The organism is Victivallis sp. Marseille-Q1083 (assembly GCF_903645315.1).
Lineage (GTDB): Bacteria > Verrucomicrobiota > Lentisphaeria > Victivallales > Victivallaceae > UMGS1518.
In genome coordinates this window covers 23,591-39,679 of the sequence record NZ_CAHJXL010000001.1, presented here as the reverse complement: position 1 = coordinate 39,679, position 16,089 = coordinate 23,591, and the positions used below count along the sequence as shown (strand labels likewise).

Annotated in this window: 9 protein-coding genes; 7 read left to right on the top strand and 2 right to left on the bottom strand. The window is 59.4% G+C overall.

What is annotated here, in order from left to right; all coding sequences use genetic code 11:
* Positions 1-75 precede the first annotated feature (75 nt).
* From HWX74_RS00145 to HWX74_RS00115, 7 genes are all read left to right on the top strand, one after another.
* Positions 76-1,134 carry a LacI family DNA-binding transcriptional regulator gene (locus HWX74_RS00145; RefSeq protein WP_176011590.1) on the top strand — a complete coding sequence of 353 codons (1,059 nt, stop codon included), beginning with the start codon at positions 76-78 and terminating at the stop codon, positions 1,132-1,134.
* A 16-nt stretch (positions 1,135-1,150) separates the two neighbouring features.
* Complete coding sequence (locus HWX74_RS00140) at positions 1,151-1,891, top strand: type II secretion system protein (protein ID WP_176011589.1); 741 nt, start codon at positions 1,151-1,153, stop codon at positions 1,889-1,891.
* A 19-nt stretch (positions 1,892-1,910) separates the two neighbouring features.
* Positions 1,911-4,232, top strand: a complete 2,322-nt coding sequence (locus HWX74_RS00135; protein ID WP_176011588.1) for a glycosyl hydrolase family 28-related protein — start codon at positions 1,911-1,913, stop codon at positions 4,230-4,232.
* Between the two features lie 226 nt (positions 4,233-4,458).
* Positions 4,459-5,568, top strand: a complete 1,110-nt coding sequence (locus HWX74_RS00130) for a GntR family transcriptional regulator (protein WP_176011587.1) — start codon at positions 4,459-4,461, stop codon at positions 5,566-5,568.
* A gap of 27 nt (positions 5,569-5,595) precedes the next feature.
* Positions 5,596-6,270 (top strand): type II secretion system protein, encoded by a 675-nt coding sequence (locus HWX74_RS00125; RefSeq protein WP_176011586.1) that lies wholly within the window; start codon positions 5,596-5,598, stop codon positions 6,268-6,270.
* Positions 6,271-6,377: 107 nt separating this feature from the next.
* Positions 6,378-11,051, top strand: coding sequence for a beta-galactosidase (locus HWX74_RS00120; RefSeq protein WP_176011585.1), 4,674 nt, complete (start codon positions 6,378-6,380; stop codon positions 11,049-11,051).
* 65 nt (positions 11,052-11,116) lie between these two features.
* Positions 11,117-12,520: a hypothetical protein gene (locus HWX74_RS00115; RefSeq protein ID WP_176011584.1), complete on the top strand. Its 1,404-nt coding sequence runs from the start codon at positions 11,117-11,119 to the stop codon at positions 12,518-12,520.
* Positions 12,521-12,542: 22 nt separating this feature from the next.
* On the opposite strand, the gene HWX74_RS00110 is transcribed toward HWX74_RS00115, so the two are convergent.
* Positions 12,543-13,082, bottom strand: coding sequence for a hypothetical protein (locus HWX74_RS00110; RefSeq protein WP_176011583.1), 540 nt, complete (start codon positions 13,080-13,082; stop codon positions 12,543-12,545).
* Positions 13,079-16,054, bottom strand: coding sequence for a pitrilysin family protein (locus HWX74_RS00105; RefSeq protein WP_176011582.1), 2,976 nt, complete (start codon positions 16,052-16,054; stop codon positions 13,079-13,081). The genes HWX74_RS00110 and HWX74_RS00105 overlap by 4 nt, the downstream gene beginning before the upstream one ends.
* Positions 16,055-16,089 lie beyond the last annotated feature (35 nt).

The following is a 16,089-nucleotide window of genomic DNA, read 5'->3' as shown; positions in this document are numbered from 1 at the left end:
GGGGAAGACGTTTCATCTGGAAATAATCCGCTTCGATTTTTCACATGCTTTCTCGATAAACTTATGGGAAGAACGATGGCGGTTACGATTTATGACATTGCCCAGCGGGCGAATCTGAGTCATTCGGCGGTCAGTATGGCGTTGCGCGGCTCGACCCGGGTCAGCGAGGCTACCCGGCTGCGGGTGCGGGCGCTGGCGGAGGCGATGGGGTACCAGCCTAATTTTTTTGCCCGCGGCTTGAAAAGTGCCGACACCAAGATCATTGCGGCGGTGATGCCGTTGAACGCGCAGCCGTCCAGTGAACTGGTTCTGACTATCCAGCAGCAATGCCTGGCCAGCGGTTATCACGTGGTGTGGCAGAATTTGACGCCGGAGCTGGAGGATCAGCGCCGGATTTTCGGCCTGCTGACCCAGGGAATTTTCGATGCGGCGTTGGTGATGATGTACGCTTATGCGCCGTTGCGCGATCTGGTCCGGAAATTCGTAGATTCGGGGAAGCCGATGGTGGTAATCGGTCCGCCGCACGATCTGCCGGACGATTCGGGGGTGATGGAAGTGTGCATCGACGGCGGCCGGGCGGTTCGGTCGGCAACCCGATTGCTGCTGGAGCAGGGACATCGTTGCATCGCCCACGTGGTGCATACGCCGATGACGCCGTCGGAAAAGGACAGCCATGCGGCAATCGTGGAAACCTTGCGCGCCGCTGGCGTCGACGACTGGGACCCGGAGTACCGTTTCCTTTATTCTCCGGACGGCAACGACCTGCAGGATGGCTTCCGCTGTGCCCGGGAATTGATCGACAGGCGTTCCCGGATCACCGCGGTGGAATGTCCCAACGATCTCTTCGGCATCGGTTTCATGCACGCAGTTTTTGCCGCCGGCTTGCGGGTGCCGGAGGATATTTCGATTTTAGGCTCGAACAATCTGGCCCAGGCGGACTATTGTCAGGTTCCGCTGACCTCGATCGACATCAAATATCGCGAAGCTGCCGTTCTGGGCTGCCGGATGCTGCAGAGGAAGCTGAAAAAACCGTCAACCCGTTCGCCTGGCGATCGAATTGTTCTGTCGAGCGAAGTGGTGTTGCGCAATTCAATCGGTCCGGTCCGGCCTCAGGTCGAACTGGCCGCCAATTAACAGGAGGATTTGAAGCATGAATGTCCGGAGAATGCCGTTGGGAAGCAAAGCGGGGAGCGCAAAGCCGGAAGGAATTTTCACTTTGATTGAATTGCTGGTAGTTATTGCTATTATTTCAATACTTGCCAGCATGCTGCTGCCGGCGCTGTCCAGGGCGCGCGCCGCGGCCCAGTCGATCAAATGCATCTCGAACCTGAAGCAACTGGGCTTTGCCCACATCATGTACCAGAATGATCACAACGACCAGTGTGTGCCGTGGCAGAAATGGTTTGACGGCGACAATCCCTACGGCTACAACTGGAGCTGGATCTTATGGGATGGCGCTTATGTCACCGCCAATTTGCTGTTCACCTGCCCGACCGGCTGGGGGAATGTGACCAAAGTGGAAGGCTGTGACGTTTCCGTCGCCGCCGATCTGGACAATCCGTGGACATTTGGCCGATTGAGCTACGGATACAATCGGGCCTACCTGGGAGGCGGAGAAGGATACAGTCCGGTTCGCTATCTGTTTACCGCGAAGGCTTCCAATGCCAAAGCTCCCGCCCGCAAATTGGTGCTCTCCGAGGTGAAAGGCGACGGGGGAGACGGCGTCAGCTTCTTCTGCTGGTTCAACTCGCCGTGGAGTTATATCGAAACGCCGCACAATAACGCCAGCAACAATCTGTGGATGGACGGGCTCGTCGAGGCAATGAAAAACGCCAAAAATGAATTGGTTTCCGATAATATCCATTATTACCAGAATCCGGAACATGAATGAATGGCGGGGAGGTCGATTCATGGTTAAGATAACGATTGCTGCGCTGTTGACCGTTTGCCTGGCGGGAGCTGTTTGGGCGGCGCGCTTTGATGTGCGGGACTTCGGAGCCCGGGGCGATGGCGTCGCCGATGATACTGCCGCGATCCAGAAAACCCTGAACGCGGCCGCCGGGGACGAGACGTTCGTCATGGTGGGACGGATGGACGGCGCCTGGCATGGCTGGGGCGGGGACGGCTGCTTCGGTGAAGTTTATTTCCCGGCAGGAACCTACCGGATCAGCCGCACCCTGGTTTATCCGTCCGAAAACTCCCGGGCGCGCAAACTTGCCCTGACCGGCGCAGAGGGGGCGGCGATCATCCAGAGTGACCCCGGGGCGGATATCTTTTTCTTCAATGTAATCATGCGGCTGCGCCTTTCCGGGCTGTTGCTGGACGGCGGCAGAATCCAGTTGAATTGTTGGACCGATAATGTCGATATGACGACCATTTTCATCGATCGCTGCCGCTTCGAAGGCGCCTTGCAGGATGCGGTCTGCTGCCGGGTGCCGGCCGAGACCGCAGGAAAGCCGGCGCCCTACCGGGTCAGGTGGCGGGAAGGCGTGCCCGTGCTTTTGCCGTGGCAGGAGGAATTCTATAACTCGACTTTGCTGGAGATTTCACACTGTGAATTCAACGACTGCGGTAAGGTGATGAATACTTCGTGCGACCTCACGGTGGTCCGGGATTCGACGATCAGAACCCCGGAACATCAGACCGGGCCGGTCTTCAACGTCAAGAACCACCTTTACCTGTACCGGGTGAGCGCGGAAGGCTCGGGCCGCCCGGCCGGCCATCCTTACTGGATCGATCTCTCCGTCACCTGCGAAAACAAAGCGCTGCTCTTCGTGGACCAATGTGAATTTGCCAACACCGGCGACGCGGGGTGGTGCCTGGTCCGCTCGACGGTGACTCCGGGGTATATCCCGAGCGCCATCCGCATTGCCGATACCACGGTCAGAAGCGCGGGTTCGCCCGAAGCGGCAATCGTCTATCTGGCGGAGGGAACGACGCCCAATATTTTAAGCCTGCGGCGGGTGGTCGATCCTACCGGGGAGCCGGTACGGGCCGTCGCTTACGGCCGGGAACTGAGCGAGCGGGAATTCGGGGAGAAGCTCTGCCATTATAAACATTTCAACCGTCCCCGGATCAATTTCGGTTTCGGGGTCTCGGATTGTTCCGCCAATATTTCGCCCGAATTGGCCGGAGGCGCAGCGGCTTTCCGGCAGGAGCCGATTCCGGCCGGGGTTCTTTCGGCGGTCACGGTGCCGGAAGTCGAACTGTCATTTTCCGATCTCGATGAAGCTTTCCCGGCGATGATCGACGCGGAAGCCTTCGGCGTAGGGAAGGAGTCTGTAACGGATCAGTGCTCCGCGGTCGAAGCCGCTCTCGCCGAGGCGGCTCGCCGGGCGCCGGCCACCGTGATCTTTCCGGCCGGGACCATTCGGCTGACCCGTACCGTTTCCGTGCCGGATCAAGTGCGGTTGACCTGCCGCGGCTCCAATCTTTTCACGATGGATCCCGATTGCCGGCAGCCGCTTTTCCGGGCGGCGGGCAACCGGGTCAATGTCTGGGAAAATTTGGGCTTTGTGAACGGTTCGGTCGCGGTGGCGGTGGAGTCGCCGGGCGACGGCGAATATCTCTTTGACCACTGCACTTTCTACGACCAGACCGACTGCGCCGTCCGGGGCATGGGACCGGATGGGGCGAAGGATGATTCCAGGCTCAAGCTGACCCGCAGTCGCTTCATCACGATGCGGGCGCTGGAAAGCAACCTGGCGCACAAGGAGTTCAGTGCGAGCTGGCTCTACAGTGACGCACGGTTGAACGATTCGGCCTTTGCGGGCAATCTCGGCGGCGAATTGCTGGCCCGGCATTTACTGGCGGTACCGATTCTGCCCCGCACCGAATTGAACGACGGCCGGGTCTCTACCGGCAAATTCGAGGACAGGCCCTGGGGCAACAACGTGCGCTGGTTCGATAATTACGGCAAATTCGAGAGTTCCGGTTCGCGTTACGGCGGTGAATTCTGTGGCATGAGTCCGGTTTATAACTTCTCGGCGTCGGGCAGTATTTATATAACCGAAGGATTTTCCTACCACGGCAACCGTAATATCCGGCAGGTCATCGTCCACTGCGAAGCCGTACCCCGGCTGTTGGTGCTTGAAGACCTTTCCTGCGGCGCCGAAGCCCGCGATGCCGGCCATATCGCCGGAATCAGCCAACGGCTGCCCGACGGTTCTGAAGCCGAGAGTGCGGCGGGAATTCCACTCTATGTTTCAAATCTTCTGATGCACGAGCCGTAAAATGCGCGATTGCCGCGCTCCGGGGCGCGTACGCGGAGCGGGAACGGCGCATTTTCCGAAAAATTTCTCCGGCCGGATCGGCGAAGGCGGAGAAATTTTTTTTGCCTTTCGAGGCGAAAGACGGGAAAAAAGCCGGTTTTTTGAGAAAAGGGATTGACTTTAGGAAAAAATTTTGCTAGTATTCTATTGTAGACGTTCTGGAACAGTTCATGTTAAGGTTAACATTATGTACGCGTTAGAAAAAGACATTTCAACTCCGGTTGCCAGGCAGCTTTACGATGTACTGGTTCAGCGCATGACTTCCGGGCATTATCCGCCCGGCGGCAAGTTGGACAGTGTACGAAGCCTGCGCCACGAATTCAAGGTCAGCAACACCGTGGTGATGCAGACCTTGGATCTGCTGGAGAAAGATCAATTGATCGTCCGGCTGCCGGCGAAGGGGATTTTTGTCAGTCGGAAACATGCCGTTCCCACCAAGCTGTTGCGGGTCATTCTGGTATTTCCGGAGCCGGCGATTTCACCGGAGGTGCTGTCATTGAGCGACTGGTATACCGACGCGGATATCTACCGGGGGATGCTGGATACTGGTTTTTTGAACAATACGAGCATTCATTTGGAGTATTTCCCGGAAACTTCCGATTCGCTGGAGCTGAGCAGCCAGCTGCAGCGCCTGGCCGGTTATGATGCGGCGGTTTTTTACGGCGACCAATGCCGGGAACTGCGGATGCTGGCCCGCAGCGAAGTGCCGGTTATTGCGGTAATCCAGTGGGGCCGCCCGGCCAAAAATTACGGCAACGAATTGAAAGTGGGCTTCAGCGATGCCGAGACGATTCAATGTCTGGTCGATTGCCTGAAACAGCAGGATTATCGTCGCTGCGGCTGCATCATTGTGCCGGGGGTGGAAGATGATATTGCATTTTTCGGCTGGCGCGCTGCCGAATATCGCCGGCTGGGCTGGGAGGCCGGTCTGCCGCTTTCGGCGGCCGCCTTCCTCGAATTGAGTTTGAATGCGTCCGATGCCGAAGAAAGAATCATGACGTTTCTGCAGCGGGAAAAGCCGGATTTCATCTTTTTCAACGGCGACAAACTGGAATTGCTCTACAATGCGCTGGCCCGGCTGTGCATGCAGCCGGGAAAAGATCTGGATTTCATGTATATCGGCACGACGCCGATCTGTCCGATGTGCAGTCATGTCGAGCCGCCGTTCGTCGATATCGGCCGGCGGATCATCACTGAAATCGTGAAGTGTTGCCGGGACCACCGGCCGGTGCCGGTGCGGCGAATCATGCTGCATTCCCGCGTCGTCACCGGAATTTCTACCAGGTTTTCGAAATAAAACAACAAGCAGCAAGGGAGAAAGAACATGAGGACTAAATTCACACTTATCGAATTGTTGGTGGTAATTGCGATTATTGCCATTCTTGCCAGTATGCTGTTGCCGGCTTTGAGCAAGGCGAAGAGCAAGGCGATGTCGATCAAATGCACCAGCGGTCTCCGGCAGATGGCGTTGGCGACGACGATGTACGGCCTTGATAATGAAGATTATCCGCCGATTGCCTATGCCGCTTACGATTGGGGCGCGGATGGGGATTGGCTCTATCAGTTGATGAATTATACCGGAGTGACGCTCGTGCCGTGGAATGAGTATGTCCAGGGCGATCACGGCGTGCTGGATTGTTCGAGTTATTCCGGCGACAAGACCTGGTTCACCTATGGATTGAATATGTGGTTCGGCGGTTACTGGGACATGGACAACAACAAGCCCGTCGATACGAACGGAAATTTCCGGCCGTGCAAGTTCAGCAGTGTGAAAAATCCGAGCCGGGCGGTCATGTTTACCGACACCGCCTACGGATACGGCTGGATCGGCGTCGGCGGTGAAGACGAATGGTATTGGGCACTGGAGGCGTTTCGGCATGATCTTCATCTCAACGTTGCCCATGTCGATGGCCATGCGGAACCGTTCGCCTACAAACAGACGGACCCGCGGGGGGTGCTGGCCGATGACTGCCATTGGGGGGTGATCGGGGAGGAATGACGCCGGAGCCGGCAACGGTATTGTATCGCTGGCATTTTCCCGGAAATGGGATTTCCGGGAAAATGCTTGCCATTATTGATGAATGAGTCTTGCGCAGGGTGTATGTCATGATGAAGAAAAAGAAATTTGAAACTCTCCTTGTTCTGGCCTTCGGGGTGGCGATGGCCGGATCAAACCAGGCCGCCGTCGCCGAACTTGAGAAAGACGGAAAGACATTGTATGAGTTGTCCAACGCTTATGTGAGTGTCCGCATCGACCCGTCGGAAGGCGGCCGGATTGTCAGTTTCCGGCAGCCCGGCCAAAACGACCTGCTGACGGCGGTGGAGCGGGAAGTTTCACCCGGCGGCAGCGGCGGCGGGCTGGAGCGGGTGATCAATACCACCGTGTCGATGGGATTGACCGAAGGCCAGGCGGAAACTTCACCGTGGCGGGTGGTCAAGGTGGAAGAGGACGACGGCGCGAGTTCGCTGACGCTGGAAAATAACGAGACCTCGCTCCACTGGGTGAAAACTTATCGCCTGGACGACCGTTCCGCTTCCCTGCGGGTGGAGTATGCCGTCGACAATCCGGGCGAGGAGCCTTTCTTCTGCCAGCTCTGGTTCGTCAATGCGCCGTATCCGGCCGGAACGGCGGCGATGCGCTATTATCATTCCTACGCCCTGCGCAGTTCCTGGCCGGATGCTTACGGCGGTGCGCCGCTGACTGCGCCATTGGCATGGCCGCAGCTCAACGGCGACTTTACAGTTAACGCCCCGGTCTCCGACTGGTGTGCCGCCCTGAATGACCGCAACGAAGGATTGCTGCTGGAAACCGATTATGGCAAATTGCAGAATTTCTATCATTTCATGCCGAAGAGCGCGCCGGTCCAGAGTACGCTGGAGCATCTTACCGCGCCGCTGAAGATCAAACCGTTGTCGGAAGGCAGGGCGCTCGCCCAGAACCGGGGCGAGCGGGCCGATCCGTTGTTCGATTACATCTTCCGCACCTATTACACGCTGACGCCGCTTTATGATTGTCCGGCGGTCACCGCGGCGGACAACCACATCGCCGCTGCGTTCGAACTGGCCGACGGGAAATGGCGGATCCGGCTCCAGAGCGACCGCGATTACGAACGGCTGGTTGCCCGGAGCGGTGAAACGGTCCGGGAGGTCAGCTTGAAGGCGCTGGCGCCGGCGATTCTGGAATTTCCGGCAGAAGGGGCCCAGGAGACGTTGACGGTTGTTTTGAGCGATCCGTCCGGCGCGCCGGTGGCGACGCTGGAACACAACTTCGATCCGGCCGCTCCGCCGGCCGCCAAGGGCGAAAAGGATAAGATATTCGCCGCGGTTTCCGGTTCGGCGGAATTTTTTACCGATTATCCGGCTGATTACATCCGCTGGGCGGCGGATGTCGCCAGGCCGTTGAAGGTCTTGCTGTTCGCCACCGCCTGGAGCCATTACGACAACGGCCAACTGGCGCTGCGCGGCAACATCGACCTGGAGCTGGTCGAAGTCGGTTATCCGACCTGGTTCGGTTTCGATGCCTCCGACAACCGCAGTTGGATGGCGCCGCCGCCGGAGGAATATGCCGGGGAAGTCATCCGGAACGACTACGACGTCATCGTCATCTCTTCGGCGATCCGCTGGTATGCGGTACCGGACGAAGTCAAGGAGGCGATCCGGCAGAAGGTGGCGGCGGGAACCGGTTTCATTTATATCGATCCGCCGGACGGTTTGGCCGAGACCGGTTTGCCGCTGGAATACGACCCTGCCGCGTCGCAGGCGCTCAACCGGGCGGTTCCCTGCCGGAAGCTGCCGGCCATCATCCGGGAATCGGCGCCGGACGGGCTGCCGTTGTCGGTCTATCGCAGCGGCAAGGGGACGGTCGTTTCAATCAACTACTGTCTCAATCAGAATCCGCTGGAGTGGATGATCGACAGCTACGGCCTGATTCCGGGGCCGGAATTCGGAACCGATTGCCGGTTCAATTATTACGATTATCACTTTTCGCAGTTGTTGCGGGCGTTGCGCTGGGCGGGACAGGATCGTCCGGAGCCGGAAATCACTGAATTGACGGCGGACGGCGACCGGCTGACCGGTACGGTTCAAGCCGGGCAGGCGACCGGCGCAACGCTGTTCTGCCAGGCGCGCGATAAATACGGCCGGGCGGTCGCCGAATTCGGTCAGCCGGTCGCTTTGCAGGCCGGAAGCAATTCGCTGGAACTGGCACTGCCGGCGGAAAAGTTGTTGCTGGACGGCGATTATTTCTTCAATCTGTGGCTGAAAGTGGACGGCCATACCGCCGACTGGTACACGGCGGTTCAAAACCGGCCGGCGCATTGCGCGATTGCCGATTTCACGTTGACGCAGAAATCGTTCGATTCCGGTCAACCGGTGACCGGGCGGTTCCGATTGCGCGGCGACCTGGCCGGCGCGCAACTGTCGCTTCGTATTCAGGACCGTCTCGGCCGGCTGCTTTATAAACAGGTACTGAAGGATTTGTCGCCGGAGTTCGAGTTCCGCGCGGCGCTGGAAGCGCTGCCGGAAACGGTGCTGAGCACGATTACCGCCGAATTGTCCTGGGACGGCAAGCTGGTCGACCGGCGGGAAGAGAGCTGGACGACGCCGTTGCCGCCGACCGACGACATCGTCCTGATCGCCTGGGGAACCCAGTCCAATTATTTTGCCGACGCCTATCATGCCCGCATCGCCGCGATGGGATTTGACGAGGTGATCGGCTACAACGCCGAATTGAACAATTTGGCCGAGCAGCGGGCTTCGGCGGAGTCGTGCCTGCGGGCCGGTTTGAATTATCTGCCGATCGGTTTATTCAAGGAGTCCGGCTGGTCGGTGGAGGAAATTCAGACCAACCCGGTACGCGAACCGTGCATGAACGATCCGGAACATTTGAAGGAGGTCTACGACAAGACCTATCGCGGTGTGGCGAATCTGCGGGATTTCCATCCGAACGCCTATTACGTTTCGGACGAAGCATCGCTCGGCATCGGCGACTGGCGGACCGATTACTGTTTTTCGCCGTGGTGCCTGGATCAGTTCCGCCGGCAATTGCGCGAACGGTACGATTCGGTTGACCGCCTGAATGCCGTCTGGGGCACCGAATTCAAGAATTGGGACGAGGTGCGGCCGTTTACTTATGAAGAATCGGTGGAGCGGCGGAATTTCAATTCGTGGATCGCTCACCGGGTCTTTATGTTTCAGCCGTTCACCGGCGTGGTCAAAACGCAGTTCGAGGCGATGAAAGCGGCGGACCCCGCCGGACGGCTGGCGACTTCCGGCATGATCATGACCAATCCCTATACCGGCTTTGACTGGAAGGAGACGTTGAAATACCTGGCCCGGGTGACCGGTTACGACCAGCCGGAGAGCGGTATGGACGATCTCTGGCGTTGCAGCCAGACTCAGCCGCACAGCCAGATCGGCGACTGGACCGGCTATATGAATCCGATCCGGGAGGTGCGGGAGAAATTCTACCGGGAAATCATGCTCGGTTTGCGGGCCAACGGCCACTGGGCCAACGGTTATCTGTTGCGCCACGGCGATATGAAGCTGTGTTCGTACGGTGAATCGCTCCGGGAGGTATTGCAGGAAATCAAAGCGTCGGGCGTCGACGCGGCCACCCTGCCGGCCAACCGGGAACCCAGCCGTTTTGCGATCCTGTTCTCACTGCCGTCGATGCTGCTGAGCGATGCCGGCGACCAGAAGGAGTGCGAGTCGCGTCTGCGGCGATATCGCAGCAATTTCGGCAGTTGGACCAGTCTGCTGGCCGACCTCGGTCAGCAGGCGCCGACCGTCCTGTCGCAGGATGAGCTGGAGACGCTGGACCCGGCTGTCACGCCTTATCTGATCCTGCCGTTGGCGCAGGCGTTGAGCGAAGCGCAGCTCCGGGCGGTCGTCGGGTTCGTGCAGGCCGGCGGCCAGCTGATTGCCGACGCGCTGCCCGGCACTTATGACAGCGACGGCGTGCCGCGCGCCGACAATCCGCTGGCGGAGCTGTTCGGCGTCCGGAATGCCGGTTCCCCGGTCCGGGGCGGTGTACCGGCCGAATTCCAGGGACGGACTTTGCGGGTGGAACTGGCCGACCCGGACCTGGAAGCGGCCGGTGCGCGGGCGGCGCTCGCCGGGGAACCGGAGATTCTGTTCGTTCACGACGGTCACGTGCTGATCAACGTGTTGCCCGATCTGTACCGGACGGTGCGCGGCCAGATCGCCGTTGCCGAACCGGTCATGGCGTTGTTCCGGCAGGCGCTGGCAGCGGCCCGGGTCCCGGAACCGTGGGATATCCGGCTGCCGTCCGGTACCGAATCGGCCCGCTATCGGCATGGCGGGAATCGCTATCTGGGGTTCACCCGGCCGGTCGGCGAGAATGACCGGAGCGGGGTGGCGAACCTCGGTTTCGACCGGAAATATTACTGTTACGACCTGCTGCAGCGGCAGTTCGTCGGTCAAACCGACCAATTGGAATTTCCGTTGGAAAAATCGGCGGTCCGTTATTTCGCGCTGCTGCCGGCGCCGACCCGGCCCTATCAATTGACCCTCAAGCGGGACGGGCGGGGCTGGAAAGCGACGATCGCCAATCCCGGTCCGGACGGTATATTCCGGCTGGAAGTCAGCCGCCCGGATGGAACGGTGTTCAAGCCGGCGACCGGCAACCGCCTCAGCGAGTCGGGGTCCGAATCCGAAATCGTCATCGACGACGGCATCGAACCGCGGCCGGGACAATGGACGGTTCGGCTCATCAATTTGCTGGACAATACGGCGACGGAAGAAAAGATCGTCTTTTAAGAAGTCGGGTTTGAAAATCAGATGCTTTCTGGCAAAGGGACCTGAAAAAACGACGGGAAAATGATATGAATAAAAAACAATGGCTGGCGATCGGCTTGCTGGGTCTGGAAATCGGGCTCGGCGCCGCCGGCCGGCTGGAGGGACGGGAAGTGACGGCAACCGAACAAAAGATTTTGGCGGCGAAGGAAGCCTGGCGGGTGACAGGTTATCCGATCGGTTTCTGGAATTATCTGGATCTGGCCAATCCGGCGCATGCCGCCCACCAGCAGGAAAGCGATGTCGAACAGTGGCGCGATGCCGGTTTCACGCTGACCTTCGGGCCGTCTTTTCAGCCGGCGGATGAAAGACAGCTTGCCCAGATGCACCGGTTGCTCGATTGGGCGCGGCAGCGCGACATCAAGTTGATCCTGGTCGACCCGCGCGGCGAAGCGGTTGCGGAAGGCGCGGCGCGGGAAAGTTATCTGGCCGGCTTTCAAAAAGCGGTCGATGAGTTCGGCAGTCACCCGGCGGTTTTCGGCTTTCACATCGGCGATGAACCGGATGCCGCCGCCAACGCCCGCTTCCTGTGGACGAGCCGGGAACAGCGCCGGTTGGCGCCGGAGCTGGTGCCGTTCATCAACCTGCTGCCGTGGTGGGACGGCGCCGAACAGCGGGTCGGTGCCGCCGACTGGCCGGAATACCTCGACCGGGTGGTCCGGGAAGGGGAGGTCAAACTGCTTTGCTACGATCATTATGCGCAATTGACCGACGCCAACGGCGTCGTCGGTTATTTCCGGAACCTGAAACTCTGTCGCGATGCGGCAATGCGTCATGCCGTGCCGTTCTGGAATACTTTGTGCAGCGTGGGGCACTGGTTCTACCGGGAACCGGATTACAACGATCTGCGCTGGCAGTTCAACACCACCGTTTGCGCCGGAGCCGGCGGGGTATTGTGGTTTTTCTATTACATGCGCGCGCCGCACGAAAATTACCGCCTTTCTCCGATCGACGAATTCTGGGAGCCGACTCCGCGCTTCTACGATATCCGCCGGGTCCACCGGATGTTTCACCGGCTTTACGGCGACTTGTTCAACCGGCTGGTGTCGACCCGGGTGATGTTCTTCCCGGAAGGACGGGGCGGTTTTGACGCCTTCCAGCCGGACCATCTGGTGAAAAACATTCGGTTTGACGGTCATGACGGCAGCGCCGAACTGTCCGATTCGTTGATGATCGGCGAATTCGTCGACGCCGCCGGCATAGAATACCTGATGCTGGTCAATAATTCTCCGGTCAACAATATTCAGGTGGTGGTGGAGCTGGCCGGGCCCGGCTCGATGGAATTTTTCAGCCGGGACTGGTATCGTGCAGGCGGTGAAGTGCCGCTTGCCGGCAAAGTGGAGGAGAACGGCAACTTGTCCCTGCGGCAGTTTTTGGCGCCGGGACAGGAGATTGTATTGCGGGCGGCGCCGAAAGGCGGACAAGCGTTATAGGGCGGGAAATGCGGTTTCGCTTTCAACCGTCAAGTTGACCGCTCCGGCGGCAATACCGGAGCGGCTCTTCCTGGCGGCCTGGGGACGATCCGCCGGCGGCGTTTCCCCGGGCAGGGTTGTATTGGGCCTGATGCAGCGCCCGCCGAATGGCCTGGAGCAGAGCTTGGGAAAGCGCCGGAGCCCGGGAGACGTCGGTCGCCGCCAGCTGCCGGTCGACGGCATTGCGGATCAGGGATTGAACCGCTTCTTCGGACTGCTCTTCCGGCGTTAATCCGGCGAAAGCGAGGCCGGAAATTTTGCCGTCGGCGGCGATGGTCACCGTTGCCGTCAGGGTTCGCCCTTCGAATTCAGCGGTTGCCCGATAAATTCCCGGCTGCCAAACGGGGCGATTGGCGGTCAACTCGGTATGGCTCGGCACGGTTGGCGGCCGGGAAGGCGCGACCGGTTCCGGCCGGAATTGCCGGGGTTGGGTAAAATAGAAGACGATGCCGGCCGCCGCCGCCGGAAGGGCGATCATCAGCAGCCGGCGCAAAATCATTCTGGACAAAGCGGTTTTATTCATTGCGGGAAAATATCTTCCACACTGAGTTTCTTGACCGGGCCGAAGGCTTCCAGCGCCTTGAGGTCGACGATGTTTTCATCGCCGACGATCAGCAGTACGTTGGGCACGCTGCCGATTTCCTGACGATAAAATTCATCCAGCTCCGGCGCGGACACCTCCTGCAGTTGCTGATAGGTCTCCTGCCGGTAGTCCGGCGGCAGGCCCATCTGCCGATAGGTTTCCGCCAGCTCCAGCAGCGCTTCATCCTGCCAGCGTTCGGCGGCCTGCGCTTTGAGCAGCGTGTTGCGGGCGTGTTCCAGCGCGGTCAGGTTCATCGGGAATCCGAGCGCCTCCACCGCCTTGATCGCTTCCGGCAGCTTGTCGGCCTGGGTGGTCAGGTAGGTGAAGAAATAATGCCGCCGGCGCGGCGTCGCCGGAGTGCTGTAACTGGAAACGCAACTGTAGCAGAGCGAATTTTCTTCGCGCAGCTTCTGGAAGGTTACCGACGACATGCCGCTGCCGTAATATTGGTTGAACAGTTGCCGGGTGCCGATGTCGTCGGGATTGTACGGCCGGCAGCGGCTCATGAACAGCATATGAACCTGCCGCAGGTTGGGCAGCGGAAAGAAGTACACCTGCCGCTGCGAGGTGGCCAGCTCCGGCCATTCGACCGGGACCGGCGGCCGCTTTTCCGGCAGCGGCAGCGGGAAGGCCGCCGCCAGGAGCGCATCCAGCTTGTCGTTGGTCTGGCCGTCGGCTTCCGGTCCGTAATAGAGGATGCGAACCGGATAACCGGCCAGCTCCTGCAGCATTCCGGTCAGCGTTTCGGCCGGCATGGCCTGCAGTTCGGCGGCGGACAACTCGGACTCCTTGCTGTAATTCGGGCCGTATTTGGCATAGTTCATCATGCCGTCGAAGAGAATCTGCTGCGGTTTTTCGGTAGCCACCTTGCGTTCCAGCAGGATGTTCTGGACCAGAAGCTGCAGCGCAGTCTGGTTGATCCGCGGCGTGGTGAGTTTTTCCTTGACCAGCGCCAGGATTGCGTCGAAATTCTCCTGCAGGCCGCTGACGGTCAGCGTGACTTTTTCCCGGCCGGCGTCAAGCGAAATCGATCCGGCCAGTTTGTACAGCTCGATTTTCAATTCTTCATCGGACAGCCGCTCCGTTCCGGCGACATCGCTGTAAGCGGCGGCCAGCGGCCAGCGGCGGTCGTTGTCGGAACCGACGGCGAAAACGTAATGCAGCGTGAAAAAGTCGTTGTCGACGTTGGCGACGCTCTGGACCGGCACATGGCGTTTGACCGTCAATTCGGTATCCTGATAGGGAATTTGACCGGAGAATTCCAATTCGCTGCGGACGATGCCGTTGACCAGGTCGGGAAATTCCGGCTTGATTTCTTCGACCGGCATATTGAGCAGTTCGAGGAAAAATCTGGACGGCTGGTGCGGCTGGAAGGCCAGCGGCGTCAGCGGCGGTTTGGCCAGTTTCTCCATCGGCGGCAGCGGACCGGCGGTACGGTAAAAGACCAGCCGGTCGTCGTTCAGGTGCTGTTGCGCGAAGGCGACGATATCCGCCTTGGTCAATTGGCCGAGCCGGTCGATTTCGGCGACGGCGTCCGGCCAGCTGATGTTGTCCAGGAAAGCGCCGAGCAGCCAGTCGGCGCGGAATTGGTTGTTGCGTTCCGCCTGGATCAGCTTGAGGCGCATGTGTTTGACGATCGCCTCCGGCAGCCAGTCCGGAAAATCGCCGTTTTTCAGTTTGGTCAGTTCGGCGTCGAGCAGGGTTTTGACCGCTTCCGGCGTCATATCGGAATTGGGCACGGCGCCGACCATCAGAGTGCCGAACAGACCGGGTTTGCCGTCGGCGGAGGCGAAGGCGCCGGCCGCTTTTTGCGGGATGGTGATATCCTGGTCCAGCAAACCGGCGGAACCGTTGGACAAAATCTGATTGACCATCGACAGCAGGTCGAGTTGATGCTGGTCCGGCCGGTCGATTCGCCAGGCCAGCACGCACATTTCGTAATCCGGCGCGGTCAGCGTGGTGACCGTTTCGCCCCGGATCGGCGGCGGCATCGGAATATTCCGGTCCGGCAGCGGCTTGGCTTCGAATTGTCCGAACGTTTCCTCGATCCATTTCAGGGCCTGTTCCGGATTGAAGTCGCCGGCCAGGACGATGACCATATTGTTCGGGACGTACCATTGGCGGTAAAACTCCATCACCCGGCGCGGCGACGGATTTTTCAGGTGTTCCGGCAGGCCGATGACCGGCCGGGCGTAAGGATGGCCGGCATAAAGCTTGTCGGCGATCAGGCTGTAAAAGCGGGAGCCGGGGCGGTCGGCCGCCATATTGAATTCTTCGAAAACGGTTTCCAGCTCGGTATGGAAGCCGCGGAAAACCGGTGAGCGGAACCGGTCGTACTGCAGTTTGAGAAACTTTTCCAGTTGATTGCCCGGCAAACTGGTCAGGTAGACGGTGCGGTCCAGGCTGGTGTAGGCGTTGATTTCGGTGGCGCCCATCTGATTCAGCGCCTGATCGAATTCGCTCTGGATGATGAACCGGGCGGCTTCGCCGGAGAGTTGGTCGATTTCGGTGTAAATCGCTTCGCGTTCGGCCGGATCGGCGGTGGCTTCATGCCGGTCGTAAAGCGCGTCGATCTGGTCGAGCAGCGGTTTTTCCATCGCATAGTCGATGGTGCCGAGGTCGTTGGAACCTTTGAACAACAGATGCTCCAGATAGTGGGCCAGGCCGGTTTTATCCAGCGGATCGTTCATCGAGCCGGTCCTGACGCCGATATAGGTGTAAAGGTTCGGCGTCTCCTTGTTGACGGAGAGACAGACGGTCAAACCGTTCGGCAGCCGGTAAATTTGCGCTTTGATCGGATCGTTGGCCAGCGGCGTTGCCCAGCAGGCGGTCGTTTCGTCCGCCGCGATTGCCGCTGGTACCAGGGTCAGGACGGCGAGCCAGGCGGCGAAGAACTTGAAAATTCTATTCATGTTTTTTCCTCGTGAATGAGTCATTGACAAATCAT

What these genes read in the sequence shown, in the direction of transcription:
- HWX74_RS00145 (WP_176011590.1), top strand. Translation starts at nt 76, where the DNA reads ATGGCGGTTACGATTTATGACATTGCCCAGCGGGCGAATCTGAGTCAT.
- HWX74_RS00110 (WP_176011583.1), bottom strand. Translation starts at nt 13,082, where the DNA reads ATGAATAAAACCGCTTTGTCCAGAATGATTTTGCGCCGGCTGCTGATG.
- HWX74_RS00105 (WP_176011582.1), bottom strand. Translation starts at nt 16,054, where the DNA reads ATGAATAGAATTTTCAAGTTCTTCGCCGCCTGGCTCGCCGTCCTGACC.
- HWX74_RS00125 (WP_176011586.1), top strand. Translation starts at nt 5,596, where the DNA reads ATGAGGACTAAATTCACACTTATCGAATTGTTGGTGGTAATTGCGATT.
- HWX74_RS00130 (WP_176011587.1), top strand. Translation starts at nt 4,459, where the DNA reads ATGTACGCGTTAGAAAAAGACATTTCAACTCCGGTTGCCAGGCAGCTT.
- HWX74_RS00140 (WP_176011589.1), top strand. Translation starts at nt 1,151, where the DNA reads ATGAATGTCCGGAGAATGCCGTTGGGAAGCAAAGCGGGGAGCGCAAAG.
- HWX74_RS00120 (WP_176011585.1), top strand. Translation starts at nt 6,378, where the DNA reads ATGATGAAGAAAAAGAAATTTGAAACTCTCCTTGTTCTGGCCTTCGGG.
- HWX74_RS00135 (WP_176011588.1), top strand. Translation starts at nt 1,911, where the DNA reads ATGGTTAAGATAACGATTGCTGCGCTGTTGACCGTTTGCCTGGCGGGA.
- HWX74_RS00115 (WP_176011584.1), top strand. Translation starts at nt 11,117, where the DNA reads ATGAATAAAAAACAATGGCTGGCGATCGGCTTGCTGGGTCTGGAAATC.